This window comes from Pseudophaeobacter flagellatus (genome assembly GCF_021228235.1).
GTDB classification, from domain to species: domain Bacteria; phylum Pseudomonadota; class Alphaproteobacteria; order Rhodobacterales; family Rhodobacteraceae; genus Pseudophaeobacter; species Pseudophaeobacter flagellatus.
In genome coordinates, this window is record NZ_JAJQRG010000009.1 from 135,493 (window position 1) to 161,567 (window position 26,075).

Annotated in this window: 28 protein-coding genes; 13 read left to right on the forward strand and 15 right to left on the reverse strand. The window is 60.5% G+C overall.

The genetic code is table 11. The features are described from left to right. Window positions 1-74 precede the first annotated feature (74 nt). From rimM to ffh, 8 genes are all read right to left on the reverse strand, one after another. Entirely contained in the window at window positions 75-602 is a 528-nt protein-coding gene (rimM, locus tag LRK71_RS16240; protein WP_232404943.1) for a ribosome maturation factor RimM, read from the reverse strand. Window positions 603-750: 148 nt separating this feature from the next. Further along, complete coding sequence (gene bluB / locus LRK71_RS16245) at window positions 751-1,428, reverse strand: 5,6-dimethylbenzimidazole synthase (protein ID WP_269751779.1); 678 nt, start codon at window positions 1,426-1,428, stop codon at window positions 751-753. A 4-nt stretch (window positions 1,429-1,432) separates the two neighbouring features. Continuing rightward, window positions 1,433-1,789, reverse strand: a complete 357-nt coding sequence (rpsP, locus tag LRK71_RS16250; RefSeq protein WP_232404945.1) for a 30S ribosomal protein S16 — start codon at window positions 1,787-1,789, stop codon at window positions 1,433-1,435. Window positions 1,790-1,829: 40 nt separating this feature from the next. After that, entirely contained in the window at window positions 1,830-2,156 is a 327-nt protein-coding gene (locus LRK71_RS16255; protein WP_232404946.1) for a chorismate mutase, read from the reverse strand. Beyond that, the gene (locus LRK71_RS16260) at window positions 2,149-2,751 is read right to left on the reverse strand and encodes a GNAT family N-acetyltransferase (protein WP_232404947.1); all 603 of its coding nucleotides are present in this window, start codon (window positions 2,749-2,751) and stop codon (window positions 2,149-2,151) included. The genes LRK71_RS16255 and LRK71_RS16260 overlap by 8 nt, the downstream gene beginning before the upstream one ends. Continuing rightward, window positions 2,748-3,275 (reverse strand): GNAT family N-acetyltransferase, encoded by a 528-nt coding sequence (locus tag LRK71_RS16265; protein WP_232404949.1) that lies wholly within the window; start codon window positions 3,273-3,275, stop codon window positions 2,748-2,750. Before LRK71_RS16265 ends, LRK71_RS16260 begins: the two co-directional genes overlap by 4 nt. Continuing rightward, window positions 3,272-3,814, reverse strand: a complete 543-nt coding sequence (locus LRK71_RS16270) for a GNAT family N-acetyltransferase (protein WP_232404951.1) — start codon at window positions 3,812-3,814, stop codon at window positions 3,272-3,274. The genes LRK71_RS16265 and LRK71_RS16270 overlap by 4 nt, the downstream gene beginning before the upstream one ends. A gap of 1 nt (window position 3,815) precedes the next feature. Continuing rightward, window positions 3,816-5,345, reverse strand: a complete 1,530-nt coding sequence (gene ffh / locus LRK71_RS16275; protein ID WP_232404952.1) for a signal recognition particle protein — start codon at window positions 5,343-5,345, stop codon at window positions 3,816-3,818. Between the two features lie 677 nt (window positions 5,346-6,022). Here ffh and LRK71_RS16280 point away from each other — a divergent pair. Both LRK71_RS16280 and LRK71_RS16285 read left to right on the forward strand, forming a co-directional pair. Next, window positions 6,023-8,059 (forward strand): GTP-binding protein, encoded by a 2,037-nt coding sequence (locus tag LRK71_RS16280; protein WP_232404954.1) that lies wholly within the window; start codon window positions 6,023-6,025, stop codon window positions 8,057-8,059. Between the two features lie 133 nt (window positions 8,060-8,192). After that, the gene (locus LRK71_RS16285) at window positions 8,193-8,747 is read left to right on the forward strand and encodes a prolyl-tRNA synthetase associated domain-containing protein (RefSeq protein ID WP_232404956.1); all 555 of its coding nucleotides are present in this window, start codon (window positions 8,193-8,195) and stop codon (window positions 8,745-8,747) included. Between the two features lie 92 nt (window positions 8,748-8,839). Here the strand turns inward: LRK71_RS16285 and LRK71_RS16290 are convergent, their stop codons facing one another. After that, window positions 8,840-9,421, reverse strand: coding sequence for an FMN-dependent NADH-azoreductase (locus tag LRK71_RS16290; RefSeq protein WP_232404958.1), 582 nt, complete (start codon window positions 9,419-9,421; stop codon window positions 8,840-8,842). A 168-nt stretch (window positions 9,422-9,589) separates the two neighbouring features. On the opposite strand from LRK71_RS16290, the gene LRK71_RS16295 reads away from it, so the two are divergent. Continuing rightward, complete coding sequence (locus LRK71_RS16295) at window positions 9,590-10,468, forward strand: LysR family transcriptional regulator (RefSeq protein ID WP_232404960.1); 879 nt, start codon at window positions 9,590-9,592, stop codon at window positions 10,466-10,468. Next, window positions 10,465-11,370 carry a DMT family transporter gene (locus tag LRK71_RS16300; RefSeq protein WP_232404961.1) on the forward strand — a complete coding sequence of 302 codons (906 nt, stop codon included), beginning with the start codon at window positions 10,465-10,467 and terminating at the stop codon, window positions 11,368-11,370. The genes LRK71_RS16295 and LRK71_RS16300 overlap by 4 nt, the downstream gene beginning before the upstream one ends. 15 nt (window positions 11,371-11,385) lie before the next feature. On the opposite strand, the gene LRK71_RS16305 is transcribed toward LRK71_RS16300, so the two are convergent. After that, the gene (locus LRK71_RS16305; RefSeq protein ID WP_232404962.1) at window positions 11,386-11,742 is read right to left on the reverse strand and encodes an ArsR/SmtB family transcription factor; all 357 of its coding nucleotides are present in this window, start codon (window positions 11,740-11,742) and stop codon (window positions 11,386-11,388) included. A 277-nt stretch (window positions 11,743-12,019) separates the two neighbouring features. Here LRK71_RS16305 and LRK71_RS16310 point away from each other — a divergent pair, with 277 nt between their 5' ends. The 5 genes from LRK71_RS16310 (at window position 12,020) to LRK71_RS16330 (ending at window position 14,733) form a co-directional block, all read left to right on the forward strand. Then, window positions 12,020-12,364, forward strand: a complete 345-nt coding sequence (locus tag LRK71_RS16310) for an AtpZ/AtpI family protein (protein ID WP_232404963.1) — start codon at window positions 12,020-12,022, stop codon at window positions 12,362-12,364. A 38-nt stretch (window positions 12,365-12,402) separates the two neighbouring features. After that, complete coding sequence (locus LRK71_RS16315; RefSeq protein WP_232404971.1) at window positions 12,403-13,209, forward strand: F0F1 ATP synthase subunit A; 807 nt, start codon at window positions 12,403-12,405, stop codon at window positions 13,207-13,209. Between the two features lie 87 nt (window positions 13,210-13,296). Continuing rightward, window positions 13,297-13,533, forward strand: a complete 237-nt coding sequence (locus tag LRK71_RS16320; RefSeq protein WP_008205040.1) for a F0F1 ATP synthase subunit C — start codon at window positions 13,297-13,299, stop codon at window positions 13,531-13,533. Between the two features lie 86 nt (window positions 13,534-13,619). After that, window positions 13,620-14,168, forward strand: a complete 549-nt coding sequence (locus LRK71_RS16325) for a F0F1 ATP synthase subunit B' (RefSeq protein ID WP_232404973.1) — start codon at window positions 13,620-13,622, stop codon at window positions 14,166-14,168. A 4-nt stretch (window positions 14,169-14,172) separates the two neighbouring features. Then, window positions 14,173-14,733 carry a F0F1 ATP synthase subunit B gene (locus LRK71_RS16330; protein ID WP_232404975.1) on the forward strand — a complete coding sequence of 187 codons (561 nt, stop codon included), beginning with the start codon at window positions 14,173-14,175 and terminating at the stop codon, window positions 14,731-14,733. 228 nt (window positions 14,734-14,961) lie between these two features. On the opposite strand, the gene LRK71_RS16335 is transcribed toward LRK71_RS16330, so the two are convergent. Next, complete coding sequence (locus tag LRK71_RS16335) at window positions 14,962-15,732, reverse strand: FadR/GntR family transcriptional regulator (RefSeq protein WP_232404976.1); 771 nt, start codon at window positions 15,730-15,732, stop codon at window positions 14,962-14,964. A gap of 209 nt (window positions 15,733-15,941) precedes the next feature. Between LRK71_RS16335 and LRK71_RS16340 the strand changes: the two genes are divergently transcribed. The 4 genes from LRK71_RS16340 (at window position 15,942) to LRK71_RS16355 (ending at window position 21,747) form a co-directional block, all read left to right on the forward strand. Further along, window positions 15,942-17,150 (forward strand): aminotransferase-like domain-containing protein, encoded by a 1,209-nt coding sequence (locus LRK71_RS16340; protein ID WP_232404978.1) that lies wholly within the window; start codon window positions 15,942-15,944, stop codon window positions 17,148-17,150. A 79-nt stretch (window positions 17,151-17,229) separates the two neighbouring features. Beyond that, window positions 17,230-17,514 (forward strand): hypothetical protein, encoded by a 285-nt coding sequence (locus tag LRK71_RS16345; protein ID WP_232404979.1) that lies wholly within the window; start codon window positions 17,230-17,232, stop codon window positions 17,512-17,514. Window positions 17,515-17,659: 145 nt separating this feature from the next. Next, the gene (locus tag LRK71_RS16350) at window positions 17,660-21,115 is read left to right on the forward strand and encodes a chromosome segregation SMC family protein (protein WP_232404980.1); all 3,456 of its coding nucleotides are present in this window, start codon (window positions 17,660-17,662) and stop codon (window positions 21,113-21,115) included. Between the two features lie 161 nt (window positions 21,116-21,276). Next, a complete protein-coding gene (locus tag LRK71_RS16355; RefSeq protein WP_232404982.1) occupies window positions 21,277-21,747 on the forward strand; it encodes a YbjN domain-containing protein in 471 nt (156 codons plus the stop codon). A 106-nt stretch (window positions 21,748-21,853) separates the two neighbouring features. Here LRK71_RS16355 and LRK71_RS16360 read toward each other — a convergent pair whose 3' ends face one another. The 4 genes from LRK71_RS16360 to LRK71_RS16375 form a co-directional block, all read right to left on the reverse strand. After that, entirely contained in the window at window positions 21,854-23,023 is a 1,170-nt protein-coding gene (locus LRK71_RS16360; protein WP_232404983.1) for a lytic murein transglycosylase, read from the reverse strand. A gap of 40 nt (window positions 23,024-23,063) precedes the next feature. Further along, a complete protein-coding gene (cbiB, locus tag LRK71_RS16365; RefSeq protein ID WP_232404984.1) occupies window positions 23,064-23,975 on the reverse strand; it encodes an adenosylcobinamide-phosphate synthase CbiB in 912 nt (303 codons plus the stop codon). Continuing rightward, window positions 23,972-24,946, reverse strand: a complete 975-nt coding sequence (gene cobD, locus LRK71_RS16370) for a threonine-phosphate decarboxylase CobD (protein ID WP_232404987.1) — start codon at window positions 24,944-24,946, stop codon at window positions 23,972-23,974. Before cobD ends, cbiB begins: the two co-directional genes overlap by 4 nt. 137 nt (window positions 24,947-25,083) lie before the next feature. Next, window positions 25,084-26,058: a glutathione S-transferase family protein gene (locus LRK71_RS16375; protein ID WP_232404988.1), complete on the reverse strand. Its 975-nt coding sequence runs from the start codon at window positions 26,056-26,058 to the stop codon at window positions 25,084-25,086. Window positions 26,059-26,075: the final 17 nt, after the last annotated feature.

A 26,075-nucleotide genomic window follows, 5' to 3' on the forward strand; every position in this document is an offset into this window, starting at 1 on the left:
GTTTTGCGCATCTAAAACATGCGAAATCATATGAGTAGAGCTTGTCACGTGAATGTAAGTGAACGCGGAAAGCTCTAGAACAGCCCCTCTGGCGGGTCGGCGATGATGCGGCCCTGCTCCAGATCGACTGTGGGCACGGCTGCCAGGGTGAAGGGCAGAAAGACGGTGCCCTTCAGGCCTTCGCCCTGCAATTCCAGCAGATCGCTGGCGCCGTGGTTCTGCACCGATTTCACTCTGCCCAACAGGGCACCGCCGGTATCATAGACCGCCACCCCGATCAGATCGGCATGGTAATATTCATCGCTGGGCAGGTTCGGCAATTGATCGCGGCTGGTGAACAGGCGCAGCCCTTTCAGGGCATCGGCCTGTTCCTTGGTATCCACCCCGCCGATACGCCCGGTAAAGCCGCCTTTGACGGCCCGGATCAGCGACAGGCTGAAGTGCTGGCTGCCATCTTCATTGCTGAGCGGCGAATAGTGCTCAATCTCGTCGGGGATGGCGCAAAAACTCTTGAGGCGCACTTCGCCGCGTATGCCGTAGGACCCGGCAATGGCACCAACACAGATCAGATCGTTTGCAGGGGGCGTTTGGGGGTCGCTCATTGGGTCACTCTCCCGCGCAAAATCCGGCGCGCATCCATTTGCCGCCAGAAGTTGCGCATAGGTCCTTTTGATGGCTGCGCTCGAATAGAATGCCAGAGGTAAAGGCGATCGCAACAAAAATTACAAGGCGGATCAGACGTCCCATGCACTAGCGCGTCTCGATCGGCAAGGCAGCGCGACGGCTTTCCCAGCCCAGGCGCTCTAGCTCGGGGGTGTCGGCCTGTTCCTGTGGCCAGCCAATGCAGAAATAGCCAATCAACCGCCAGCCCGCAGGCACGGAAAGATCGCGGGCCAGTTGATCCGGGTCCAGCACCGAGACCCAGCCCAGCCCCAGGCCTTCGGCCCGCAGAGCGAGCCAGAATAGGGTCACGGCACAGACCACCGAATAGCGCCGCATTTCAGGCATGGTGGCCGCGCCAAGCCCGTGGCCCTGGCTGGTTTCATCATCGCAGAACACAGCCAATTGCACCGGGGCCTCGCGCATGCCCGAAAGTTTCAGCCCGGCATAGCGGGTTGCCTGATCGCCGGAATATCCTTCCAGGGCGGCGGCATTGGCCTGTTCAAAATTTCGCAGGGCGGCATCGCGGGCGGCATCGCTGTCGATGCGCAGGATGCGCCAGGGTTCGCTTAGCCCCACCGAGGGGGCCTGCTGGATGGCCTCGAGGCAGCGCGCCAGCACTGCCTCGTCAACCGGATCTTTGCGGAAGCGGCGCACATCGCGCCGCATCCGCATCAACAGGTCAAGCTGGTCGCGGAACCCGGAGTCAAAAGCGCCCTCAGGGGGCTCTTGGCTGTGCCCGCTTGGGGGCAGGTCCCGCGAGTCCATTGCCTTATTCCGCGTCGGCGGGTGCGGCTGCCTTGGCTGCTTTTTCTTCAGCGCGTGCCTGGGCTTTCTTGCCAGGAGTACCCTTTTTAGGGTTGGAGCGCTCAGTCTTTTCGCGCACGCCAGCTGCTTCCAGCATACGGGCGATACGGTCAGTGACCTGGGCGCCCTGGTCGAGCCAGTACTGAACGCGCTCCATGTCCATTTTCACGCGCTCTTCGCTGTCTTTGGGCAGCAGCGGGTTGTAGGTGCCGAGCTTTTCAACAAAACGGCCATCACGTGGCATGCGGCTGTCAGCAGCCACGATGCGGTAGAAGGGGCGTTTTTTTGAGCCGCCACGGGCCAGACGAAGTTTGATAGCCATGGGGTAGTCTCCTTTGATGGCGTTGACAGGGATGTCCCTGTTATTCCTGGTGTTTCTTGTGGTGTCTGATGACTTCCTGAATGATGAAACTCAGGAAAGCCTTGGCAAAATCGGGGTCCAGGTTGGCCCGTTTTGCCAAATCTTCCAGCCGTGCGATCTGCGTGCCTTCGCGGGTCGGATCGGAAGGCGGCAGGTCATGTTCAGCTTTCAGCTGACCAACGGCCTGTGTGTGTTTAAAACGCTCGCCCAGAGTATAGACGAGGATTGCATCAAGCCGGTCGATGCTTTCGCGGTGACCGGCGAGAATTTCCGCTGCGCGTGCCACATCGTCGAGATCGGCACTGGCTGTGGTGTTGTGATCAGTCAAGGGCCCATCCTTTTGGTTTGAACAGGGGGTCGGCGTAGTGGCTGATTTCCATTTCGATGCCATGCGCGATCTGGCTGCCCGGCAGCGCCTGCGGGCTGGGGTGGCGATAAACCGCGTCATTACCGTCAATGGTGTGGGCCGCATGGTCTTTCACCGCGCCAAGCCGTTCCGCCAGGCGGATCGAGTCGAGGTTCTTGGGGTCAAGATAGCTGACAGCAGTGTCCCAGCCCAGGGTGTTGTAGAAATAGGCGCGGGCCGCATTTGTGGCCTCTAGCGCATAGCCGCGCCCCGCTGCATCCGGCCAGATGATCCAGGCGATTTCCCGTTCGGGCCAGCCTGCGGGCTGCCAGCCGCCGGCCATGCCGTAGGTTTCATCCGTCACCTTGTCGTGGATCATCCACATGCCAAAGCCATGAATCTGCCAATGGCCGATTTCGGCAGCATAGAGCATCCAGGATTCATAAGCGTTCAGCGGCCCGCCCATGAAGCGTGCCCGGTAAGAGGAGAATGTCGCCTCAAAGTTGGGGTAATCCGACGCCTCGGGGCCGCGCAGCACTAGGCGCTGGGTCTCGATGATGGGGATGCTCTGGCTCATGCTGCGACCTCCATCTTGGGGTGGCGCCAGATCTGACAGGGCTTTCCCAGCAGTTCGGTATCGCGTTCAAAGCTTGCGCCCAGGCGTGTCGCCAGTGCCATGGAACGGCTGTTGCTGGGGGCAATATAGCTGATCACCCCGTTTAGGCCTTGATGACGGGCCGCATAGACACGCGCAGCGGTTGCCGCCTCAAAAGCATGGCCCTTACCCTCGGCGCCCTCAAATAGGGTCCAGCCCAGTTCTGGTTCGGACCAGGTGGGAGCAAAGATCATGCCGGTCCAGCCTATAAAGGCCCCAGAGGCTTTTTCAACGATATGCCACAGCCCATAACCATTGAGCACCCAATGCCCCAGCCGCGAGACCAGCGAAGTATAACTTCCCATGGCATCGCGAGGGCCGCCAACCATATGGCTGCGTGTCGTCTCAAAGAAAGCCACCATTGCTTTCAGATCGCCGGGCTGCGGCGCACGCAGGATGAGGCGTTCGGTTTCGATCACCGGGATAGGCAGTGGGAGCACGGTCATGCGTAGCTCTCCATGCCGCCACTGGCGAGATCATCCGGGCTCATGTGGCGCCAGACCTCCAGAGAGCCCATTCGGACGTGGCTGAAATCGCCGTCCCGGCAGGCGCCCAGGCGCTGCGCGACTTTTCGCGAGGCATGGTTCTCAGGCGCAACCAGGCTGATGGCCGTGGTCCAGCCCAGGGTGTCATAAGCAAAGGTGCGGGCGGCAGTGGCCGCCTCGGTAGCGTAGCCCTTGCCGCCAAAGCCTTCGAACAGGTCCCAGCCGATTTCTGGCTCTGGCCAGCCTTCGGGGTTCCACAAGCCGATGATGCCTGCAGGTTTGCCGGTTTCTTTTTCAACAAGCGTCCAGCGGCCATAGCCTCGCATCTGCCAGTGGCCGATTTCCAGCGCCAGGTGGCGCCAGACCTTGTCGGGCTCCATCTGGCCACCAACAAATTCGGCGCGCGGTGAGGCATAGAAGGCGCACAAGGCGTCGAAATCTTCGAGCATCGGCACGCGCATCACAAGGCGCTGGGTTTCTATGGAGGGGATCTGGATCATGTTATTTCTTTTTGCCAAACCCAGAGAGACCGCCGGGCAGGCCCATGCCGCCCATGCCGCCAAGACCGGGCAGGCCACCGGGCATTCCCTTGCCGCCACCCATGGCTTTGGCCGCCGCTTCCAGCGCCTTGGGGTCCATCTGGCTGGGGTCCATGCCCGCCATATCGCCCATGCCGCCACCTTTGCCGAGCATGCCCTTCATGGCCTGCTTCAGCATCTTGCCTTTGCCCATCTTACCCATCTTTTTCATCATGTCCGACATCTGCCGGTGCATTTTCAAAAGCTTGTTGAGGTCCGAAACCTGCATGCCAGCGCCGGCGACGATGCGTTTCTTGCGGCTCGCCTGCAGCAGGGCAGGGTTGGCGCGCTCTTTCTTGGTCATCGACTGGATCATGGCGATCTGGCGTTTGATGACCTTGTCGTCCATGCCGGCGTCCTGCACCTGCTTGGCCATTTTGCCCATGCCGGGCATCATCGACATCACGCCTTCCATGCCGCCCATCTGCTGCATCTGTTCCAGCTGCACCTTCAGGTCATTCATATTGAAATGACCCTTCATCATGCGCTTCATCATGCGCTCGGCCTGTTCGGCCTCGATGGTTTCCTGCGCTTTTTCGACCAGGGCAACAATGTCGCCCATGCCAAGGATCCGACCTGCGACCCGCTCTGGCTCGAAGGTTTCGATGGCGTCCATCTTTTCGCCAAGGCCAACAAAGCGGATCGGCTTGCCAGTCACTGCGCGCATCGACAGGGCGGCACCGCCGCGCCCGTCGCCATCCATCCGGGTCAGCACCACGCCAGAAATGCCGATCTTGGCGTCAAATTCTTCCGCGACCTCGACCGCGACCTGGCCGGTCAGCCCATCGACCACCAGCAGGGTTTCACGCGGCGAGACCACATTGCGGACGTCTTCGACCTCTTGCATCAGGGTTTCGTCGATATGCAACCGGCCAGCGGTATCCAGCATATAGACGTCATAGCCGCCCAGGGCCGCCTGCTGCTTGGCGCGCTTGGCGATATCCACGGGCTGCTGGCCGGGCACAATGGGTAAGGTGTCGACGCCAATCTGTGCGCCCAGCACTGCCAGCTGATCCATCGCCGCGGGGCGATAAACATCAAGCGAGGCCATGAGGACGCGCTTGCCGTCTTTTTCCTTCAGCCGTTTGGCCAGTTTGCCGGTGGTGGTGGTCTTGCCAGAGCCCTGCAGGCCCACCATCAGGATTGGCGCAGGCGGGCTGTCCACCTTGAGTGTGCCAAGATCTGCATCGCCACGCAGCACATCAATCAGCGCGTCATGGACAATTTTCACAACCTGCTGACCCGGTGTTACCGATTTGGTCACCGATTGGCCCGTAGCCTGTTCCTGAACTTTCTTGACGAAATCACGTGCCACCGGCAGCGAAACATCGGCCTCTAGCAGTGCAACACGCACTTCGCGCAGGGCGGTTTTGACATCTTCTTCAGACAGGGCGCCCTGTTTGGTCAGCCGGTCAAAGACCCCGGAAAGCCGTTCGGATAGATTTTCAAACATGGCTTACGGCCTCCTTTGCCGACGATAAAACCAGACAGCCCCTATGTAGTGAGCGGGGTGCCCATGCGCAATTGCCCCCTGGGCAGCGTGTCAGTGCGAGAGCAATCCAAACAGAATTGCCCCCACGGGCGTAACACGCTGGTGGAGGGCGATCCCCGACATGTCAGGGACCGGAAGACTCGACTGGCTTCCGGATATTCGCCATGCGTTACGATGATTGATGGGCGGAGTCAACAGGGAGGAGCGGCGCGCGGTCTGGCAGCCAGGGCTCAGGTGAAAGGGTCAGCAGGGCAGGAATGGGGCAACCTTGCAATCCAGCCCCCCCCGCGGCGTGACAATCCCGCAAAGGCGCCCTTATGGCGCTTGACAGGCAAGGGGGTGCTTGGCCACCATCAAGGCATAGCCCCGCTGATTCACTCTGCGTGTTTCGCGTGCCGGACCTTACCGGCGCAGGGATCTCAGTCGCATAGAGATCGCAATGACATGGGCTGTCACGGGTGCAGGATAGCTACAGGCGGGGCAGCGCATGGTCGGACGCGTTTTTTTGCCGTCTGCGGGCGCAGCCGGGTGTGCCGTTGGCGCATTTGTCGTCGGCCAGTCAGGCAGTCACTGGCCCCTGGACATCTGGGGGCGTGGGCCCGTTTAGGGCAACCCCAGCCGAGGAAAGGTCCGAAGTCATGCGCGTTGTCACCATTCTAGGTCCATCACAATCGGGTAAGTCTACTCTGACGCGGGCATTGGCGGATCTGGAAGGAACCCTGTGCAAGGTACATGAAACCACAGAGGTGGCCGCCATGGTGTCCTTCACCTTCATGGCAGAAGACTGGGCTGCCATTGATATCTCAGGCGGGGTGGAAAATCTGAACCAGGCAGGCCCGGCGCTGGCGGCCAGCGATGCTGCGGTGCTCTGTGTGCCGGCCGATCCAGAGGCTGCGGTGCTGTCCGCCCCCTATCTGCGCCGGTTGGAAGAGGCGGGGATTCCAGTCTTTTTGTTCATCAACCGCATTGATGAGGCCTCGGCCAGGGTGGCTGAAATTGTTGCGGCGCTGCAGACCTATTGCAATCACGCCATCATCCTGCGCCAGGTGCCGATCCGCGAGGCGGGGCAGGTGGTTGGCGCGGTGGATCTGATCTCGGAACGGGCTTGGAAATATATCGAAGGTCAGCCCTCGGCCTTGATTGAATTGCCCAAAGACATGCAGCAACGCGAACAAGAGGCGCGCGGAGAGATGCTGGAAGCGCTGGCCGATTACGACGATCATATCCTGACAGAGTTGATCGAGGATCAGCAGGTTCTGGCAGAGGAAGCCTATGATGTCGCCCGCCGGGTTTTACAGCATGGCGATCTCTTTCCCGCCCTGTTGGGCGCGGCAGAGCATGGGAATGGCGTCTGGCGGTTGATGAAATCCCTGCGCCATGAAGCGCCGCCGGTGGCAGCTACCCGGTCTCGGCTGGCGGACATGGGGCAGGTGCTGGCTGTTGGCTGCATGGCCGATCAGGTGCGGCATCTGGGCAAAACCGTTGTGCTGCGCATGCTGGACGACGGCCAGGTCGGCAATCCGGCTGATGATCACAATCGTGATCCGGGTGCTGCGCAGAACGGTGGGCGCACAAACCATCAAGGCGCAGCTCTGGGCGGGCATACCCTGGGCGGGCTGGCCGAGATCGCGGCAGGGGACGGCGCTGGCGGCCGCCCTGGAAAGGACAAAGAAAAGACCGGGACAAGGGGCAGGGGCTGGGGATCTGCATGGGCAGATTTGCAACCCGGAGATTTGGGTCAGGCGGTGAAGTCAGATCATCTCAACCTTGGGTACTGTTATTCCGCCGAGGGCAGCACTGCGCTGCCGGGCTGGGCGCAGCCGCGCCCCTCGACCTATCGCCGCTTGTTGATTCCTTTGCGGGAACGGGATGAAACCCGCTTATCCACTGCACTGGCCCGGCTGGAAGAGATCGATCCGGCGCTAAGGGTTGAACAGGATGCGATTTCGGGGCGGGTACTGCTGAATTTGCAGGGGCCACTGCATTTGCGCCGGATTCTGGCAACACTGGAAAGCGAATTCGGCGTCGAGGCGCTCAGCGAGCTGGTGCCGCCGGCCCTGTGCGAGACGATATCGCGTCGGGTGGAACTCCCCTATCGGCATCGCAAGCAATCCGGCGGCGCAGGGCAATTTGCCGATGTGCGCATCGAAATCAGCCCCTTGCCGCGTGGTGGCGGTATTTGTTTCAGCGACCGGATCAAGGGCGGTACCGTACCAAAGGCCTATATACCCGCTGTCGAGGCCGGCGCGCGAGAGGCCCTGCGCGAGGGGCCCAATGGGCATCCGGTGGTGGATCTTGCGATCTGTTTGACGGATGGCAAGCATCACGCGGTGGACAGTTCCGACTTTGCCTTTCGCACGGCTGGCAAAATGGCCACGCGGGCTGCCCTGGTGCAGGCGGGACTGGTGCTGCTGCAACCGATTATGAAGGTCACGATTCACGCGCCCTCTGTGTTTACCGGCGGGCTGGTGCCAGTGGTGAATAACCTCAAGGGGCAGCTTTTGGGCTTTGCGCCGGAACAGGGCGCGGCGGGCTGGGATATATTTGAGGCCTTGCTGCCCCTGACAGCACAGGAGGCATTGAGCCAGAGCTTGGCCCGTGCCACCCGCGGTACCGCCTGGTTTGAGACCGCCTTTGATCACTATGAAGAGGCCAGGGGGCTTGCGCTGGCATAACGTGTGACGGGGGCTTTGCCTCTGCTATTGGCGGCGGGGCGGGGGGGGGCATGCGTGCTGATCCCCTCTTGCATCTGTGGTGATTTCCGCGTGATCTGCGCCCGATGCGATGCCGCAAACGGAGGCCCCCTTTATGACCGCAGCGACAGACATAGCCGCGACAGGTTCAGACGACACTAGGGTAGCTACCCTGCCGATCAGCTCGGATACGCTCTTGGCGCAGTTGGCAGACTGGGGGCTGCAGTATCGCCTGTTCAGCCACATTCCCCTGCGCACGGTGGCCGAAGCCAAACAGGTTGAGGCAGAAATGGCGCAGCCCGGCGTCGCCAGCCTTAAGATCAAGAACCTCTATCTGCGTGATCGCAAGAAGCGCAATTACCTGATTTCGGTAGAGCAGGACCGGGTGGTGGACCTTAAGGCGCTGGGGCAAGAGATCGACGCGCCGGGGTTCAGCTTTGGTTCTGCGGATCGGTTGCTGCAGATGCTGGGGATCCTGCCCGGCGCGGTCAGCCCCTTGGCGATGATTACTGGGGCGCAGAATGATGTGCGCTTTTACATGGATACCGCAGCGCAGGCGGCGGATGTGATCCATATGCACCCTTTGGTCAATGACCGCACCGTGGCGATGCCGCGCGCTGATTTTATGGCCTTCATGCAGCGGCTTGGCTGCACAGTGAATTGGATTTAGGCAGACCCTGCGGGCAGGCTGTCCAGTACATGACAACGGGCCGCCATCCTGCGATTGGATGGCGGCCCGTGCTTGGAGGACGTGTCGCGGCCTTAGGCGGCGAGAGCAGCAATGGCTGACTTGGCCCGCGCCATCGAGCCGTCGGAATCCTTGACCAGTTGGTCTGCAGCGACCAGCTCAACCTCGGTGATGCCAATGAAGCCCAGCACATGGCGCAGATATGTGCTGGCAAAGTCGATGTCAGACCCGACCTGCGTCCCGCCAGAGGCCACTGCGATGATGGCGCGCTTGCCAGTCAGCAACCCCTCTGGGCCTGTTTCGCTGTACTGAAACGTGACGCCGACGCGGGCGACCAGATCAATCCAGGCCTTGAGCGTCGAGGGTACCGAGAAATTGTAGATCGGTGTGCCAATGACCACGGTATCGGCCTGTTTCAACTCTTCAATCAGGGTATCTGATTGCGCCAGCAGCGCCTTTTGCTCTGGCGTGCGCTGATCGGCAGGGGTGAAGTTCGCGTTCACCCAGGCCTCGTCCAGCAGCGGCAGTGGCGTTACCAAATCGCGGCGGATCACGTGATCAGGCGAGAGCTGCGCGGTGATTTCAGCGCTCAGCGAGCGGGTAACCGAGTTTTCGGAACGGGCAGAGGAATCGATATGCAGAACAGTAGAGGTCATGGCCGGGTTTCCCATTTTGTGTTTCGTCTTCTGAGTAAATGGGGTATAGCAAATATGAACGCAACTGCGACATAAGCACTTCTAGTGTGCGTATTTGCGCAGATCTTGCCACTGCAAGTGCTTGGCAGGGCTGTGATGGGGTGCAGGTAGAGCAGCGAGGGCATTTGAATGGAAAATTGGGACGAGGTGCGGACGGCCTATCAAGTGGCACGCATGGGCACGGTCAGCGGCGCGGCAGAGGTTCTCGGCGTCCACCATGCGACGGTGATCCGACATATTGATGCGATTGAGGCGCGATTGGGGGTCAAGCTGTTCCAGCGGCATGCGCGTGGTTATACCCCGACGGAATCGGGGCAGGATCTGTTGCGTGTGGCACAGGCTACCGATGATCAGTTCAGCCAGCTGGTCGGGCGGCTCAAGGGGCAGGGGGACGAGGTTTCTGGCGAATTGGTGGTGACGTCGCTGTCATCGATGTCGCATCTTTTGGTTCCGGTGCTGAGCGAGTTTCAGCAGATGCACCCCGGCCTGGTCATTCGCTATCTGACTGGCGAGCGCCTGTTCCGGCTGGAATATGGCGAGGCCCACGTGGCGCTGCGGGCCGGCAATGCCCCGGATCAGCCCGACAATGTGGTGCAACCTTTCCTGAAGCAACGGGTCGGCCTGTTTGCGGCGCAAAGCTATGTGGATCAGCACGGTATGTTGGACGGGATCGAGGACCTGAAGAACCATCAGTTTGTGGGGTCTGACAATGCCGATAGCCGGGCGCCGTTTAGCAAATGGCTGCGCGAACACACGAGCGAAGAGACCATCACCTTTCGCTGTTCCGATGGGGTGGCGATGAGCGAGGCGGTGATGGCGGGCGCAGGGATCGGCTTTATGTCCCTGTGGGAGGCCTCGCGCCATCCTGGCTTGGTCAAGATGATGGAGCCACGGGCCGAATGGGCTGGCAGTCTCTGGCTGGTGACCCATGTCGATCTGCATCGCACCAACAAGGTCCAGAGCTTTTTGAATTTCTTGAAAGAGCGGGCGAAGGAGTGGCAGGCATGACTCCGGCGCAGCGCGCCCATGGCGCGATGCTGCTGTTTTCGATCCTGGTGGCGGGGTCGTTTTCGCTTGGGGGTCTTATCGCCAACGATATTGCCCCCATGGCGCTGAATGCGGCGCGTTTTGTTATTGCTGCGGTGGTGATTGGTGCGGTGGCTGGCCTGACCGGGCAAATCAGGGGCAGCTATTACCAAGCGCCCTGGCGCTATCTGGTGTTGGGGGCGTTCTTTGCCTGCTATTTTGTGCTGATGTTTTACGGGCTGAAAACGGCAGATCCGGTCAGCGCCTCTGCCGTTTTCACCCTTACCCCGGTGCTCAGCGGTTTCTTTGGTTATCTGCTGCTGCGACAGGTGACATCCCCGCGCATGGCGCTGGCGCTGTGCATTGGCGCGGCAGGGGCGCTCTGGGTGATTTTTCGCGCCGATCTGGCGGCGCTGCGCGCCTTTGACATTGGCCGCGGCGAGGCAATCTATTTTGTCGGCTGCGTGGCCCATGCCATCTATACGCCGTTGGTGCGCCGGATGAACCGGGGCGAGTCAGCGATTGGTTTTACCTTTGGCACCCTGATTGCGGGCGCGCTACTGCTCTTGGTGGTGGGCTGGGGTGATATCTGGGCCACCGATTGGGCAAATCTGCCGCTGCTGGTCTGGGTTGGCCTGTTTTATGTGGCGATCTTTGCCAGTGCGGTGACTTTCGTCTTGCTGCAATTTGCCAGCCTGCACCTGCCGGCCGCCAAGGTAATGGCCTATACCTATTTGACGCCCAGCTGGGTGATTGTCTGGCAGGTGGCGCTGAGCAATCCGGCACCGCGAGGGCTGGTGCTGGTGGGGATCGCACTGACGGTCGTGGCCCTGGTGCTGCTGCTTGAGGACGCGGCCAAGCCGATGCGCCGAGCTAGGGCCTGAAGGGGGCGGTCTCTCTCAGGCCTCGGCAGTGATGTCTGCCGTCTCGGGCTGGTCATCCAGTTCGCTGGCCAGGAAGCGTTCAAAGGCATCCAGGTTGACCGGTTCAAACTGGCCAAATCCCTGCATCCAGACCGAGGCCGCCCGCAGGGCGTCTGGCTGTAGCTTGCACCATTTCACCCGTCCGCGCTTTTCCTGCGCGATCAGTCCGGCCCGTGTCAGAATGGTCAGATGCTTGGAAATTGCGGCCAGGGACATTTCAAACGGTTCTGCCACATCGGTCACGGCCATATCATCCTCTAACAACATGGTGAGGATGCGCCGACGAGTCGGATCGGCCAGGGCGGCAAAGGCAGTATCAAGTTCGCTGGACATCTGGTGCGACCCTAGACTGCAATTCCCGTGAAGGAAAGACGCGCTGACCCACTAGCAGGTCCGGCGCTGGCGGTTTGATTTCTAAATCAACCAAATGGTTGAATAAGGAAAAACCTGCAAAACCTGTGCATGGTGAACCCCAGGGAGATTGACTGAAATCGAAGGTGGCTGGAAAGTCATTTAATTACAGTCGTTTGCGGAAAATTTCGCTGCGGCGCTTGAACAATTGACTCTGCGGCCCCAGCGCCTTAGCACCTCTCATAGAAATCGCGTGAGGATGGCGCCCGTGACAGATGATGACCAAAAGCAGCGCATGGCGCAGCTGGAGGCAAAGCTGGCTGCGGCGCGTAAGGCCCAAGAGCCCAAGCCGCGCGCGGATGAACATTATTCGATGGCCAATCAGGCCTGGCGGATGGTGATAGAATTGGTGGTCGGTCTTGGGATCGGCTTTGGCATCGGATTTGGGTTGGATCACCTTTTTGGGACCCTGCCTATCTTTATGGTGCTGTTCATATTGCTGGGACTTGCCGCTGGCGTGAAGGTGATGCTTCGCACCGCGCAGGAGATCCAGGAACAGAAACTGGCCGAACAGGCCGATGAAAATGCAAAGGCTCAGGACTGATCGCGTGATCAACACCTGACGACAGGAGAAGCGGAACGATGGGCAAGCTGTTCTTTTACGTAGCATTGGCACTGGTAGTGGTGTCTGGCTTGGTTTTTGCGCCACCAGCAGAGTTGGCTAAGCTCGCCATCCATCCGATGGAACAGTTCGGCGTGGCCTCCCTAACGGGTGGTGCCGTCAGCACCTTCGCAATCACCAATGTCACCCTCTGGCTGGCCCTGGCTGTTGTCTGCGTCTTCCTCTTGATGGTTGTGGGCTCTTCGCGCCGCGCCATTGTGCCAGGTCGCGCCCAGTCGGTTGCGGAACTGACCTACGGGTTCATCTACAAGATGGTTGAAGATGTCGCTGGCAAAGATGGCGTCAAGTTCTTCCCATATATCATGACTCTGTTCATGTTCATCCTGATGGCCAACTTCCTTGGTCTGATCCCGATGTCCTTTACCACCACCTCGCATATCGCTGTCACTGCGATCCTGGCGGGTCTGGTGTTCCTTACCGTCACCATCGTTGGCTTTGTCAAAAATGGCACCGGTTTCCTTGGCCTCTTCTGGGTTTCCAGCGCGCCTTTGGCCCTGCGCCCCATCTTGGCCATCATCGAATTGATTTCCTACTTCGTACGTCCCGTAAGCCACAGCATTCGTCTTGCTGGCAACGTGATGGCGGGCCACGCAGTTCTGAAGGTTTTTGCAGGGTTTGCAGGCGCACTGGGCCTGTTCAGCTTCCTGCCGATCTTTGCGATCACCGCGGTCTACGCTCTCGAAGTTCTGGTGGCCTTTATTCAGGCCTATGTCTTTACCATCCTGACCTGCGTGTATCTGAAAGATGCCCTGCATCCGAGCCACTAAGGTTAGGCCCAAGCCAAGTTCCCCGCTGACCCGATCCTGGGTCGGCGAGATCCCAAATCACCACATTCCATCGTAAGGAGAATACCCATGGAAGGCGATATCGCACAACTCGGTCAGTTCATCGGCGCAGGCCTGGCAGCAATTGGTTCCGGCGCAGCCGCAATCGGTGTTGGCCACGTAGCCGGCAACTTCCTGGCAGGCGCTCTGCGCAACCCATCGGCAGCCGCCGGCCAGACAGCTACTCTCTTCATCGGCATCGCCTTTGCAGAAGCTCTGGGCATCTTCTCGTTCCTGGTTGCTCTGCTGCTGATGTTCGCAGTCTAAGACCTTAGGACACTTTATCCTTACGGTCGGGCGGTAGGCCCAAGGCCTGCCGCCCGATGTAACGGCAAGTTCCCTAGGAGGACGACATGGCATCTAATACGCAAGACGCAGCTCACGGCGCCGCCGAGGCCGCGCACGGCTCTGCTCCGGGCATGCCGCAGCTGGATTTCTCGACCTTCGGGAACCAGATCTTCTGGCTGGCAATCGCGCTGGTCGCGATCTATCTCATTTTGTCGCGTGTCGCGCTGCCCCGCATTGCTGCGGTTCTCGCAGAGCGTCAGGGGACCATCACCAACGACCTTGCTGCGGCTGAAGATCTGAAAGCCAAGGCAGTTGAGGCCGAAGACGCATATAACAAAGCGCTGGCAGATGCCCGCGCTGAAGCCCAGCGTATCGCCGCCGAAACACGCGCCGAAATCCAGGTTGGCCTGGACGAAGCCATTGCCAAAGCGGACGAACAGATTGCTGCCAAGACCGCCGAGTCTGAAAAGGCCATCGGTGAAATCAAGGCTGGCGCGCTGGAAAGCGTGAAAGAAGTTGCCGCTGACACCGCCGAAGCTCTGGTAACAGCGCTGGGTGGCAAAGCTGATGCAAAAGCAGTCGCTACAGCGGTTGCCGACCGGATGAAAGGTTAAGGACATGCGCACAGTTCTGGCAATTGCCCTCACCCTTGGGGCCTCCAGCCCGGCCTTCGCCGCCTCTGGTCCCTTCTTTTCGATGAGCAACACCAACTTTGTTGTTCTGCTTGGCTTTCTTCTGTTTGTTGGCATTCTGCTGTTTGTCAAAGTACCTACCCTGCTGGGTGGCCAGCTTGACGCCCGTGCTGACGGCATCCAGAAAGAGCTGAACGACGCCCGTGCTCTGCGTGACGAAGCCCAGACTATTCTGGCCTCTTATGAGCGCAAGCAACAGGAAGTTCAGGCCCAGGCGGATCGTATCGTGGCTGCGGCCCGTGACGATGCTGCTGCGGCGGCCGAAGAGGCCAAGGCGGATCTGGAAACCTCCATCGCCCGTCGTCTCGTTGCTGCTGAAGAGCAGATCGCTTCCGCCGAAGCCTCGGCTGTGAAGGAAGTGCGCGATCAGGCGATTTCAATCGCAGTTGCTGCCGCCGATCAAGTGATCGCCAAGCAGATGACTGCGACCGAAGCCAACAAGCTGATCGACGCGGCCATCACCGACGTCAACGACAAGCTGCACTGATCGAACAAGGATCACTGTATCTGACTAAATAACCCGGCCCCAGTGGCCGGGTTATTGTTTTTTCTGCTGACCCTCATCTCTGGCACGGCAGGGTTGGAAACGTCACTGCAAGGCGCGCTATGCTGCGCTTTTCGGTTGCTCATGTGCCTTGCAGCCGCATTCAGCAGGCATCGGCCCACAGCTAAATTTCGCGCATTGTAAAATCGTAACGACGGCAGGGGGACCGTCTTATCCCTTGCTGCTTTCATGTTCTAGCCGCTGCTGGGCGATTTCGGCGTTACGCAGGCTGAGCTGATGGTCGATCAGCGATTGTTTCACATAGTCCAGATGGGCCTCAACGGCGGTCCGGGCCCCTACGGGATCGCGGGCCTGCAGGGCGGCATTGATGGCACTATGCTGGGCCAAAAGCGCCTCGTAGGTGGTGTGACGGCTGAACATGATGCGGCGATTGTAGAACACACCCTTTTGCAGCAGATCAAACATCGCGCGCATCATATGCAGCATCACAACATTATGGCTGGCATCCATGATGGCGGAATGAAACTGGGCATCCAGATTGGCCGCTGCATCCGAAACTGCGGGGTCTCCGGCGGCGACCATCTTGTCAAAAATAGTCTGGATCACCTTCAGATCTGCGTCAGAGCCAAATTTGGCGGCGCGCTCGGCCGCCAGCCCTTCCATGTCGCGACGAAAGCCGAGGTAGTCAAACACCGCCTCGTCGTGGCGGGCAAACAGTTCAATCAGCGCTGGCGAAAAGGCCGAGCCCAGCACATCTGCGACAAATATCCCCGAACCCGCCTTGGCGCAGAGTAACCCATCCGCCTGCAGTTGCGAGATCGCATCACGCAGCGAGGGGCGCGACACCCCAAGACGCTCGGCCAGTTCGCGTTCTGGTGGCAGGCGCTCACCGGGAGAGAGGATGCCGCGCAGCACCAGCTGTTCAATCTGGTGCACCACCGAGGCAGAGAGTTTTTCGGGCTGGATTTTCTGAAACGGCATCGGGGCCTCTGGCTGATCATCATGTCGCAGTACAGCGGGGCGAGCGCTGCAAATTGGTCAAAACATATGACCACGCCCGGCGCAAGCCTGCAAGCACCCGGCAGGAATCAAAGGCAGGGATTACAGTATTTGAAATTTTAGGTCATAACTATTGACTCATATTGAAATATTCTTACGTTGACCGGGTAAACCTCAAACGGAGCACGCCAATGTTGCTGCAACAGCTCTTTGCCAGCCGAACCCAGCGGATGAAGGCCTCGGAAATTCGCGAGTTGCTGAAACTGCTGAACCGTCCCGGCCTTTTGTCCTTTGCCGGCGGAATCCCGGATCCTGCGCTGTTTCCGGCGGCGGAGTTTTCGGCCGCCTTCCAGGACTGCCTGACACCAGAACGCCAGTCCGAGGCGCTGCAATATTCCCTCAGCGAGGGCTACCTGCCGCTGCGCGAATGGATCCGAGGGCAAATGGCGCAGATGGGTGTGGTCTGTGATGTCGACAATATCTTGATTACATCGGGCTCACAGCAGGCGCTGGACTATCTGGGCAAGCTGTTTTTGTCGCCAAATGATACTGCGCTGGTGGGCTGGCCGACCTATCTGGGGGCGCTGGCGGCGTTCAACGCCTATGAGCCGCGCTATGACCAGCTGAACCCGGGTGGCAACCGATCTGCCCTCAGCTATCGGCAGGCGGCAGAGGCGGCAGGCAGTCAGGTCAAATTCGCCTATCTGTCGCCGGATTTTGCCAATCCCACCGGGCAGACCCTGTCGCAGCAGGCCCGTGACGCGCTGTTGGATCTGAGCGAAGATCTGGGCTGCGCCATTATCGAGGATGGTGCCTATCAGGCGCTGCGCTATGACGGCGACCCGATTCCGTCGATTCTGGGGCTGGAAATCGCCCGGCGCGGTGATCTGGAACAATGTCGCACGATCTATTGTGGCTCTTTCTCAAAGACCCTGTCGCCGGGGCTGCGGCTAGGCTGGGTGGTGGCGGCCAAACCGGTGATCGCACAGATGGTTCTGATGAAGCAGGCGGCGGACTTGCACACAGCGACGTTGAACCAGATGGCGGTGCATCAGGTGGCCGAGCGCTGTTTTGAATCCCATGTCGCGCGGCTGCGGCAGGCCTATGGCAGCCGCCGCGATGCCATGCTTGCGGCGCTGCAGTCACATATGCCCCAGGGCATCACCTGGACCCGCCCGGAAGGCGGTATGTTCGTTTGGCTGAACCTGCCTGCGCATATCGATGCTGCCGCACTGCTGGTGCGGGCGCTGGATGAGGAAAATATCGCCTTTGTCCCTGGCCAAGCATTTTTCGCTGATGGCAACGGCACCAATACGCTGCGGCTAAGCTTCTCTGTGCTGGAGCCAGAGGCGATCCACAGTGGGGTCGCGCGCCTGGGCCGTCTCTTGCAACAGACCTAGGGCAGAGACGTAGGGGGCTCTCGACTTCGCGGGGTTTTGACTGGTTTTCGCGTTTGGATTGCGCCAAGCTGGCCGGGATATGCGCGGTCTTGCTCTTGTCCTGATATTTTGGCTTGCGGCCTGCTCTGGCTGGGTTGGGCATTTTGCCGGGGTGCCCGCGACATTGGTTGAGGTTGGTGGCAGCCGGTTTGAGGTTCGCTTGCGCGGCACCCTGGCCGAGGCGACCCGCGTCAATCCGCAATATGCGCCCCGGCTGGGGCCGCTTCGCAAACAGGCCGCCACCGCCATGGCGCGGGTAAGCGGATGCGAGGTGCGCGGGGTTCTTGGCGATCAGGCGGTAATGACCGGAATCTTGCACTGTTAGGCACGCGGTGGCCCGTCCGTATCACTGTTTCCCCGATCTGACGCTGGGAGGGGAGGATGAGGCGGCTCTTGCTGCCTGTTTACGTTGACATAACAGTCGTGAAGCTGCTCGAGTCAGACAAACATAGAATCACTCAGGGGCAGCTTTGCGCTTTTCCAAACTCAGGCTTACCGGCTTCAAAAGCTTTGTTGATCCGACCGATTTGATTATCGGCGAGGGGCTGACAGGCGTGGTTGGTCCGAATGGCTGCGGTAAATCCAACCTATTGGAGGCACTGCGCTGGGTGATGGGGGAAACCCGCGCCAAGGCAATGCGCGGCGGCGGCATGGAGGATGTGATCTTTGCCGGCACCACCTCGCGTTCGGCCCGTAACTTTGCTGAAGTGAACCTGTTGATTGATAACTCGGATCGGCTGGCACCGTCGGGGTTTAACGATTCCGATCAGCTAGAGATTGTGCGCCGGATCACCCGCGACGCGGGCAGCGCCTATAAATCCAATGGCACGGATGTGCGGGCGCGCGATGTGCAGATGCTCTTTGCCGATGCCTCTACCGGGGCGCATTCGCCGGCGCTGGTGCGTCAGGGGCAGATTTCCGAACTGATCAATGCCAAGCCCAAGGCGCGGCGGCGCATTCTGGAAGAGGCGGCGGGGATCTCGGGGCTGTATCAGCGTCGCCATGAGGCCGAGCTGAAGCTGAAGAATACCGAGCAGAACCTCTTGCGCGTGGATGATGTGATTGAACAGTTGGCGGGGCAGCTGGGGCAGTTGGCCCGTCAGGCCCGTCAGGCCCAACGGTATCGCGACATCGGCGAAAAACTGCGCTTGGCCGAGGGGATGTTGCTGTACCGCCGTTGGCGGGAGGCAGATGATGCCAGGCTGAGCGCTGAACAGGAACTAACCCTGCGCGTTACCCAGGCGGCCAAGGGCGAGGCGCTATCGCGCGCGGCGGCTGCCAACCGGGCCGAGGCCGAAGAGGGCCTGCCTGCCCTGCGCGAAGAACAGGCCATTGCCGCAGCGGTGTTGCAGCGGCTGGTGGTGCAGCGAGACTCGCTTGGTGATCAGGAATCCCAGGCGCGGCAGGCGATTGAACGGCTGGTCAGCCGCATCCAGCAGCTGGGCAATGATATCGATCGCGAAGGTGGGCTGAACCGCGATGCCGGCGACACGATTGAACGGCTCGACTGGGAACAAAAAGAACTGGCCAAGGCAAGCGAGGGCCATGAGGCCCGCCTGCAGGAGGCAGCCGATCTGGCGCGCGAGGCGGCACAAATCCTTGAGTCGCGTGAAGATCACCTGACGCAGCTGAATGAAGATGTGGCGCGGCTCGCGGCACGCTATCAGTCTGCGCAGCGTCTGGTCGAGGACTGCCAGCGCACCCTCGCACGGGCTGAAAACGAAGGCGCGGCAGCGCAAGAGGCTCAGGATCACGCCGCCGAGGCGCTAGAGCTGGCGGGCGAAGGTTTTGAGGCGGCTCTCGCCACCGAGGAAGAGGCCCGCGAGGTGGCCGAACTGGCCGAAGAGACGCTGGCGGCCGCAGACGAGGCGCGCACTGATACCCAGGCGCTAGAATCCGCCGCCCGGGCGCAGCGGTCCGAGGCCGAGGGCGAGCTGGGTGCCATCCGTGCCGAAGTCACCGCCCTGGCCAAATTGCTGGAACGCGACACCGCCGAAAGCGGCCAGATCCTGGATGAGCTTAGCGTATCTCCGGGCTATGAAAAGGCGCTGGGGGCGGCGCTGGCGGATGATCTACGTGCGCCTTTGGCTGCGGCGGATGGTCCAACAGGGTGGTTGACCCTGCCGAGCTATAGCCGTGATGTGCCCCTGCCGGATGGGGTAGATCCGCTGGCGAAATATGTCTCAGGGCCTGACGCCCTGGCGCGCCGCATTGGCCAGATTGGGCTTGTCGACAGTGATACCGCACGCAGCCTGCAGGCGGATCTGCAGCCGGGCCAGCGGCTGGTCACGCTGGAGGGCGATATCTGGCGCTGGGATGGCTACCGTGCCTGGGCCGAGGACGCCCCCAGCGCGGCGGCACTGCGGTTGGAACAGCTGAACCGGTTGGAATCCCTAAAGCAGGAGCTGGAGCGGGTCAGCGCCAAGGCCGATGGCACCCGAGCCGCGCATGAAACGCTGATGCGCCGCTTGGATGAGGTCACCCAAGCCGATCAGAATGCCCGGCAGGCCCGCCGGGTGGCGGATCAGCGGGTGGCCGATGCGGCGCGCGCGCTCAGCCGGGCTGAGGCAGAACGCAACCTGGCAGAAGGCAAGCTGGAAACCCTGGGCATTGCGGTGACGCGCCACGGTGAGGATGCGATGAATGCGGCGTTGCAGCTGTCTCAGGCCCAGACGGCCCAGGCCGATCTGGGGGATCTGGACGCAGCCCGCGCCGGGGTCGAAGACGTTAAACAGGCGGTCGAGGCGGCGCGTATTACTATGCTCACCCATCGCTCTGCTCATGATGAGCTGCGCCGCGATGGCGAGGCGCGCATCAAACGCGCCCAGCAGGTGACAAAGGATCTGTCCGGCTGGCGCCACCGTCTGGAGACCGCCGAACGGCGGATCGCTGAACTGGCGGAACGGCGCGAGGCCTCGCAGGAAGAGCTGGAGGAGGCCCATGCCGTCCCGGCCGAACTCGCTGAAAAGCGCGAGGAGCTGAGCGAGGCCATTGAGGAGGCGGAGGCGCGCAAGGCTGCGGCCTCGGAGGCTCTGATTGCCGCAGAAAACAGCCTGCGCGAAAAGGTACAGATCGAACGCGAAGCAGAGCGGCTCGCCTCGGAAGCGCGCGAGGCGCGGGCCCGGTCAGAGGCCCGGTGCGAGGCCGCGCGAGAGACCGTGACCCATGCGGCAGAACGTATCAGCGAAGTGCAGAATTGCAGCCCGCAGACCCTGTTGGAGCAGCTAGAGGTTAGTCCCGACCAGATGCCTGACGCCGAGGAGCTGGAGGCGGAAGTGAACCGGCACAAACGGCAGCGCGATGCCCTGGGCGCGGTGAACCTGCGCGCCGAGGAAGACGCCCGCGAAATTCAGACTGAACATGATGAGCTGGTCTCGGAAAAGCTGGATCTGGAAGAGGCGATCAAAACCCTGCGCAGTGGTATTGCCAGCCTCAACCGCGAGGGGCGCGAACGGCTGCTGACCGCCTTTGAAGAGGTGAACGCCAGCTTTGCCAATCTCTTTACCCATCTGTTTGGTGGCGGCGAGGCCAATCTGGTGATGGTGGAAAGTGATGATCCACTGGACGCGGGGCTGGAAATCATGTGCCAGCCACCGGGCAAGAAACTGTCGACCCTGTCGCTGCTGTCCGGTGGCGAGCAGACGCTGACGGCCATGGCGCTGATCTTTGCGGTGTTCTTGTCCAACCCGGCGCCGATCTGTGTGCTCGACGAGGTCGACGCGCCGCTGGACGATGCCAATGTGACCAGGTTCTGCGATCTGCTGGATGAGATGTGCCGCCAGACTGAAACGCGGTTTCTGATCATCACCCACCATGCGGTGACAATGGCGCGGATGGACCGGCTGTTTGGCGTCACGATGCAGGAAAAGGGTGTTAGTCAGCTGGTCTCTGTTGACCTGAAAAAGGCCGAAGCCCTTGTGGCCTAGGCGAAATCCGCGCAAGCTTTGACATCTGGCGTCGGCATCACGTCGTGGTCTTGGGGGAAAACAGGACCAAACAGCCCCCTTGTCCAGCAGGGCGATGGATTTATAACCAGAGGCGAGGTCGCTCGCGCCCATGATAAGTATAATACCAATCGGAGGACATTATGAACCTGACCAAATCTTTTGCGGTTGCCGCCCTGGCAGTCACCCCGTTCGCTGCCCTGGCAGAAAATGTGACAGCCAGATCGGCCAGCAGCCTGGAGACTTTCTTTCTGAATGAAGGTGCCGATGTCGAGCGGCTGACCGACAATGTTGGTGATCCGCAGCTGAACGTTACCCATTATGGCAGCGAATTTACGATTTTTTATTATGGCTGCTCTGACAGCACCAACTGTGATTCCATTCAGTTTTATTCAGGCTATGCCAGCAATGGTGGTGTGCGGCTGAAGACGGTGAATGATTTCAACGCTGAAAAGCGCTGGGTGCGGGCCTATGTGGCGGACGACGGCTCCACCAAGCTGGAAATGGATGTCTATATGGGCGATGCGGGCATCAGCGCAGATGATTTTGCCGCCACTGTTGGCCTGTGGTCGCGCCACATGAGCGATTTTGAAACAGCTATCGACTTCAATTAAAGCCAGCATCCAGGCCTGAGAGCGGCTGGGCTGTTCTGGTGGTTTGTCTGGTTGGCGGGGCATGATATTCATCATGCCCCTTTTCTGTTGTGCTTCACTGCTGGTGCTAGAGCCGTTTCAGCAGTGCCGGTGTTGGCCAAGCATCGGCGGGCAGGCCCAGGCGTTGCTGTTCGGTTTGCACGGCGGCACGTGTCTTGGCGCCAAGGATGCCATCAACCTTGCCCACGTCGTAGCCCAGGTTTTGCAGGCGCTGCTGCAGTTGCTTCATTTGTGCGTTGGATAGCCCCTGATCGGGTTTGCCCGCGTTATAGATCGAAGCGCCCTCTAGGCGGTTGGCAAAGTATGCGGCGGTCAAAACATAGGTGAAGCTTTGGTTCCACTCGAAATAGACGTCAAAGTTGGGATAGGCGAGAAAGGCCGGCCCCCTGTGCCCCTGCGGCAAAAGCAGCGAGGCCTTCATATTACCAGAGGCCAAAGAACCCTCTTTGGCGCGCAGCCCCTGGCGCTGCCAGTCCCGGACCGACAGCTTGGTTTCGATGCCTGTTTGTGCCAGATCCAGATCGCGCGGCAGGGTGACCTCTTGCAGCCAGGGCTGCCCCGGCTGCCAGCCCAGATGCGATAGCATCTTGGCACCGGACATCAGCGCATCCGGCGCCGAGGTCTTGAGGCTGACATGGCCGTCCCCATCGGCATCAACCCCGTTGTCGAGAATATCCTGTGGCAGCATCTGCACCATGCCAATTTCGCCCGCCCAGGCCCCGGTGGTTCGGGCAGGATCAAAATTGCCCCTCTTGTACAGTTCCAGCGCGGAAAATATCTGCGGGCGGAACAGTGCGGGGCGGCGGCAATCATGCGCCAGGGTAATCAGCGCATTGCGGGTGTTGAAATCCCCCTGAAAGGCACCGTAGTCGGTTTCAAACGCCCAGAAGGCAAGCAGAACACCGCGATTGATGCCATAGGTGGCCTCGATCCGGCGAAAGGTGCTGTCGTATTTCTGCGCCATGGAACGCCCACGGTCGATACGGTTTTGTGAAATCAGATGGCGCGAGAAGTCGATAAAGGGTTTTTGAAAAACCCCCTGGGCGCGGTCCGCTCTGAGCACCTTTTGATCCTGACGCGCGCCTTTGAAAAATCCGTTGACCGTGGTGCGATCATAGCCTGCGGTCAGGGCCTCTTGTTTCAGGGACTCCACAAAGCCGGAAAAGCTGCCACCACATTGGGCTAGGGCCACAGAAGGTATCAGTAGGGCGGCAAGGGCGAGGGGCAAAATGCGCATGTCGGGCGGTCCTTGATGAAGCTCTAAAGCAATGTATGTGCTAAAAGATGACGGTAAAAGCAACCAGAAGCCCCAGCCCCAGGGCCCAGGTCTGCCAAAGCACATCGCAGCAGCGCCGAATGGCAGGGCCGGTTATGCTCTTGGTGCCGGCCGCATTGACCCAGGCAAAGTTGCGCATTTCGCCATCGTAAGATCGCGGCCCGGCCAGAGAGAGCCCGAGCGCGCGCGCCATGGCAGCCTCGGGCCAGCCGGCATTGGGCGAGCGGTGCTTGGCTGCATCCTGGCCAATGGCAGGCCAGTCACGCAGGCAGCTGCCGACCGTCGCCATCAGCACTGCCGTTAGTCGTGCGGGCAGCAGGTTGACCAGATCATCCAGCCGCGCCGTGGCCCAGCCAAAATCGCGGTACCGGGTATTGCGATACCCGATCATGCTGTCGCCAGTGTTGATCATCTTATAGGCCAGCAATCCCGGCAGCCCGGCCAGCAAGAACCAAAAGGCCGGTGCGACCACACCATCCGACATGTTTTCCGCGCCGCTCTCGATTGCGGAACGTGCAACCTGTGGTCCGGTCATGGTCTCGGTGTCGCGGCTGACGATCATCGCCACCGCCGCGCGGCCTTTGGCCAGCGATTGTGACAGCCCTTCGGCCACGGCGCGCAGGTGCTCTACCAGCGAGCGCTGCGCCAAAAGAATGGCGGCAATCAGCACTTCGACAAATGGGCCGAACAGCGACAGGAGCCAGCCTAGGGTCAAGCCCAGCCCAAGCAGGCTGCCGGCGGCCAGCACCCCCTTGGCGCGTGTGGCCGTTCCAGCGTTCAGCCGGGTGTCTAGCCAGGTGACGCAATTGCCCATCAAGACCGCCGGATGCGGCAACCGCGACCAGAGCCAGTCTGGCTCTCCCAGCAGGGCATCGAGCAAGAGCGCCAACAGCAGAATTTCGGCGGTGTTCATAGCGCGGCCTCCAGCCGATCCCAGCCGGAAGTGGGCGGCAGGCCAAGACGGATATAGGTTTCAGAGTAGGGGAAAGTGCGGCTCCAGATATGGGCCTTGGCCAGACGGTTCTGCCAGGCGGCGGCCTTGTCCACCTCATAGAGGCGGAACAAGTCGGTGCCGCCGACCAGCCGGGCGCCCCGCTGGGTGGCTAGCTGATCCAGGCGCATCGCATCGCGGGCAAGGTTGCGGCGGGTCTGCCTGGCCCAATTGTGATCCTGCAGGGCTTTGATCCCTGTCTTGAGCGCGGGGCCAGAGACGGCCCAGGGTCCCTGCAAATGCGCCAGCGCCTGGATCAAAGCCGGATCGCCAATGGCGAATCCCAGCCGCATCCCGGCCAGGCCCCAAAATTTGCCAAAGCTTTTCAGCACGACCACACCGGGGCGCTCGGCCATATGGATCAGGCTCTGATCGGGGCAGACGTCGCAGAAGCTCTCGTCGATGATGGTGAACGGCGCATCCAGTTCCGCCTCGCGCCACATACGACCATCGGGGTTGTTGGGATGCACGGCCACCTGCGCGGCGGTTGGTGTCGCCGCGGAGAGGGACCAGCCATGATGCGCGAAGGCCGCAGCATGTTCGTTATAGCTGGGCGTTTCGATCCTGACCTGTGCCGCAGGGGCAAGGCCGGGCAGCAGGGCAATCAGCGCCGAAGCACCGGGTGCGGGCAGAACCGCAGCCCCGTCGGGCACCGACCAAAATTGCCGCGCGGCCTGTTGCAGCGCCTCATTGGCGGCACTGTCCGGCAGGGCGGTCCAATCTGTGGCAGAGAAAGACGGCAGCGGATAGGGGGCGGGGTTGATCCCGGTAGAGAGATCAATCCAATTCGCGCGCGGACCGCCATATTGGGTGATGGCGGCGCTTAGGTTGCCACCATGGTCGCGCTGTGTGGCGCCGGTTTCTATCCTGGCTTCAGACGTTTTTGCCGACATGAATAAGGCTCCGACCTGCTATCATCACCATCGCATATCGCGAGTGTGCCATGCGGGTATGAAACAGGCCGGAGCATAAGGCAAGACAGCTCTGTCGGGCCGTTCTAGGGCGGAGCCTAGCCGCGATTATGCGGAGCCTAGCCGCGATTATGCGGGGCCATCCAGTCGATATCCGGGTTCACCGGAATGATGCGGTAGGGGTTTATAGTGTCATGGCTGTAGTGATAGTGGCGCACGATATGGGCCATGCCCACGGTGTCGGCAATACCAGGGGTCTGATACAGCTCGCGGCAATAGGCCCAGAGATTGGGATAGTCGATGATCCGCTTCTTGTTGCATTTGAAATGCAGGTGATAGACCGGATCAAACCGCAGCAGTGTGGTGAACAGGCGCCAGTCTGCCTCGGTCAGTTCTGTGCCCATCAGATAGCGATGCTGCGACAGCAGATCCTCCAGCCAGTCCAACGAGTCAAAGAGCGGCCCCACGGCGGCGTCATAGGCCTCCTGGCTGGTGGCAAAGCCGCATTTGTAGACACCATTATTTACCGTGTCATAGACGCGCGCATTGACCGCTTCGATTGGCTCGCGCAGCTCTTCCGGCCAAAAGTCACGGGTGTTGCCGGTGATGTCATCAAAGGCCGAATTGAACATGCGAATGATCTCGGCGCTTTCGTTTGACACGATGGTACCGCGCTGCTTGTCCCAGAGGATCGGGACGGTGACGCGGCCGGAATATTTCGGATCCGCACGGGTATAGATCTGATGCGCATAGTCGGACTGAAACAGATGATCACCGGTGGCACCATGGTCGTCGCGCGCAAAGGTCCAGCCGTCGCCCAGCATGTCGGGATGCACAACCGAGACCGAGATATGATCTTCCAGCCCTTTCAGGGCGCGAAAAATCAGGGTGCGATGGGCCCATGGGCAGGCCAGTGAGACATAAAGGTGATAGCGCCCGCTTTCGGCCTGAAAACCATCCTTGCCGCTGGGGCCGACACTGCCATCCGCCGTGATCCAATTGCGAAACTGCGATTTGGAACGCTCAAAGGCGCCGCCGGTTGATTTGGTGTCATACCACTGATCTTTCCAGATCCCGTCAATCAAAAGTCCCATGGACGCATCTCTCCTCA

Excerpts from the sequence above, each read along its gene's own strand:
- LRK71_RS16330 (WP_232404975.1), top strand. The coding sequence starts at position 14,173 with ATGCGCACAGTTCTGGCAATTGCCCTCACCCTTGGGGCCTCCAGCCCG.
- cobD (WP_232404987.1), bottom strand. The coding sequence starts at position 24,946 with ATGTCGGCAAAAACGTCTGAAGCCAGGATAGAAACCGGCGCCACACAG.
- LRK71_RS16305 (WP_232404962.1), bottom strand. The coding sequence starts at position 11,742 with ATGTCCAGCGAACTTGATACTGCCTTTGCCGCCCTGGCCGATCCGACT.
- LRK71_RS16375 (WP_232404988.1), bottom strand. The coding sequence starts at position 26,058 with ATGGGACTTTTGATTGACGGGATCTGGAAAGATCAGTGGTATGACACC.
- LRK71_RS16265 (WP_232404949.1), bottom strand. The coding sequence starts at position 3,275 with ATGACCGTGCTCCCACTGCCTATCCCGGTGATCGAAACCGAACGCCTC.
- LRK71_RS16325 (WP_232404973.1), top strand. The coding sequence starts at position 13,620 with ATGGCATCTAATACGCAAGACGCAGCTCACGGCGCCGCCGAGGCCGCG.
- LRK71_RS16320 (WP_008205040.1), top strand. The coding sequence starts at position 13,297 with ATGGAAGGCGATATCGCACAACTCGGTCAGTTCATCGGCGCAGGCCTG.
- LRK71_RS16335 (WP_232404976.1), bottom strand. The coding sequence starts at position 15,732 with ATGCCGTTTCAGAAAATCCAGCCCGAAAAACTCTCTGCCTCGGTGGTG.
- rpsP (WP_232404945.1), bottom strand. The coding sequence starts at position 1,789 with ATGGCTATCAAACTTCGTCTGGCCCGTGGCGGCTCAAAAAAACGCCCC.
- LRK71_RS16295 (WP_232404960.1), top strand. The coding sequence starts at position 9,590 with ATGGAAAATTGGGACGAGGTGCGGACGGCCTATCAAGTGGCACGCATG.
- ffh (WP_232404952.1), bottom strand. The coding sequence starts at position 5,345 with ATGTTTGAAAATCTATCCGAACGGCTTTCCGGGGTCTTTGACCGGCTG.
- LRK71_RS16300 (WP_232404961.1), top strand. The coding sequence starts at position 10,465 with ATGACTCCGGCGCAGCGCGCCCATGGCGCGATGCTGCTGTTTTCGATC.
- LRK71_RS16270 (WP_232404951.1), bottom strand. The coding sequence starts at position 3,814 with ATGATCCAGATCCCCTCCATAGAAACCCAGCGCCTTGTGATGCGCGTG.
- LRK71_RS16280 (WP_232404954.1), top strand. The coding sequence starts at position 6,023 with ATGCGCGTTGTCACCATTCTAGGTCCATCACAATCGGGTAAGTCTACT.
- LRK71_RS16315 (WP_232404971.1), top strand. The coding sequence starts at position 12,403 with ATGGGCAAGCTGTTCTTTTACGTAGCATTGGCACTGGTAGTGGTGTCT.
- LRK71_RS16290 (WP_232404958.1), bottom strand. The coding sequence starts at position 9,421 with ATGACCTCTACTGTTCTGCATATCGATTCCTCTGCCCGTTCCGAAAAC.
- LRK71_RS16260 (WP_232404947.1), bottom strand. The coding sequence starts at position 2,751 with ATGAGCCAGAGCATCCCCATCATCGAGACCCAGCGCCTAGTGCTGCGC.
- LRK71_RS16340 (WP_232404978.1), top strand. The coding sequence starts at position 15,942 with ATGTTGCTGCAACAGCTCTTTGCCAGCCGAACCCAGCGGATGAAGGCC.
- bluB (WP_269751779.1), bottom strand. The coding sequence starts at position 1,428 with ATGGACTCGCGGGACCTGCCCCCAAGCGGGCACAGCCAAGAGCCCCCT.
- LRK71_RS16355 (WP_232404982.1), top strand. The coding sequence starts at position 21,277 with ATGAACCTGACCAAATCTTTTGCGGTTGCCGCCCTGGCAGTCACCCCG.
- LRK71_RS16285 (WP_232404956.1), top strand. The coding sequence starts at position 8,193 with ATGACCGCAGCGACAGACATAGCCGCGACAGGTTCAGACGACACTAGG.
- LRK71_RS16345 (WP_232404979.1), top strand. The coding sequence starts at position 17,230 with ATGCGCGGTCTTGCTCTTGTCCTGATATTTTGGCTTGCGGCCTGCTCT.
- LRK71_RS16360 (WP_232404983.1), bottom strand. The coding sequence starts at position 23,023 with ATGCGCATTTTGCCCCTCGCCCTTGCCGCCCTACTGATACCTTCTGTG.
- rimM (WP_232404943.1), bottom strand. The coding sequence starts at position 602 with ATGAGCGACCCCCAAACGCCCCCTGCAAACGATCTGATCTGTGTTGGT.
- LRK71_RS16310 (WP_232404963.1), top strand. The coding sequence starts at position 12,020 with ATGGCGCCCGTGACAGATGATGACCAAAAGCAGCGCATGGCGCAGCTG.
- cbiB (WP_232404984.1), bottom strand. The coding sequence starts at position 23,975 with ATGAACACCGCCGAAATTCTGCTGTTGGCGCTCTTGCTCGATGCCCTG.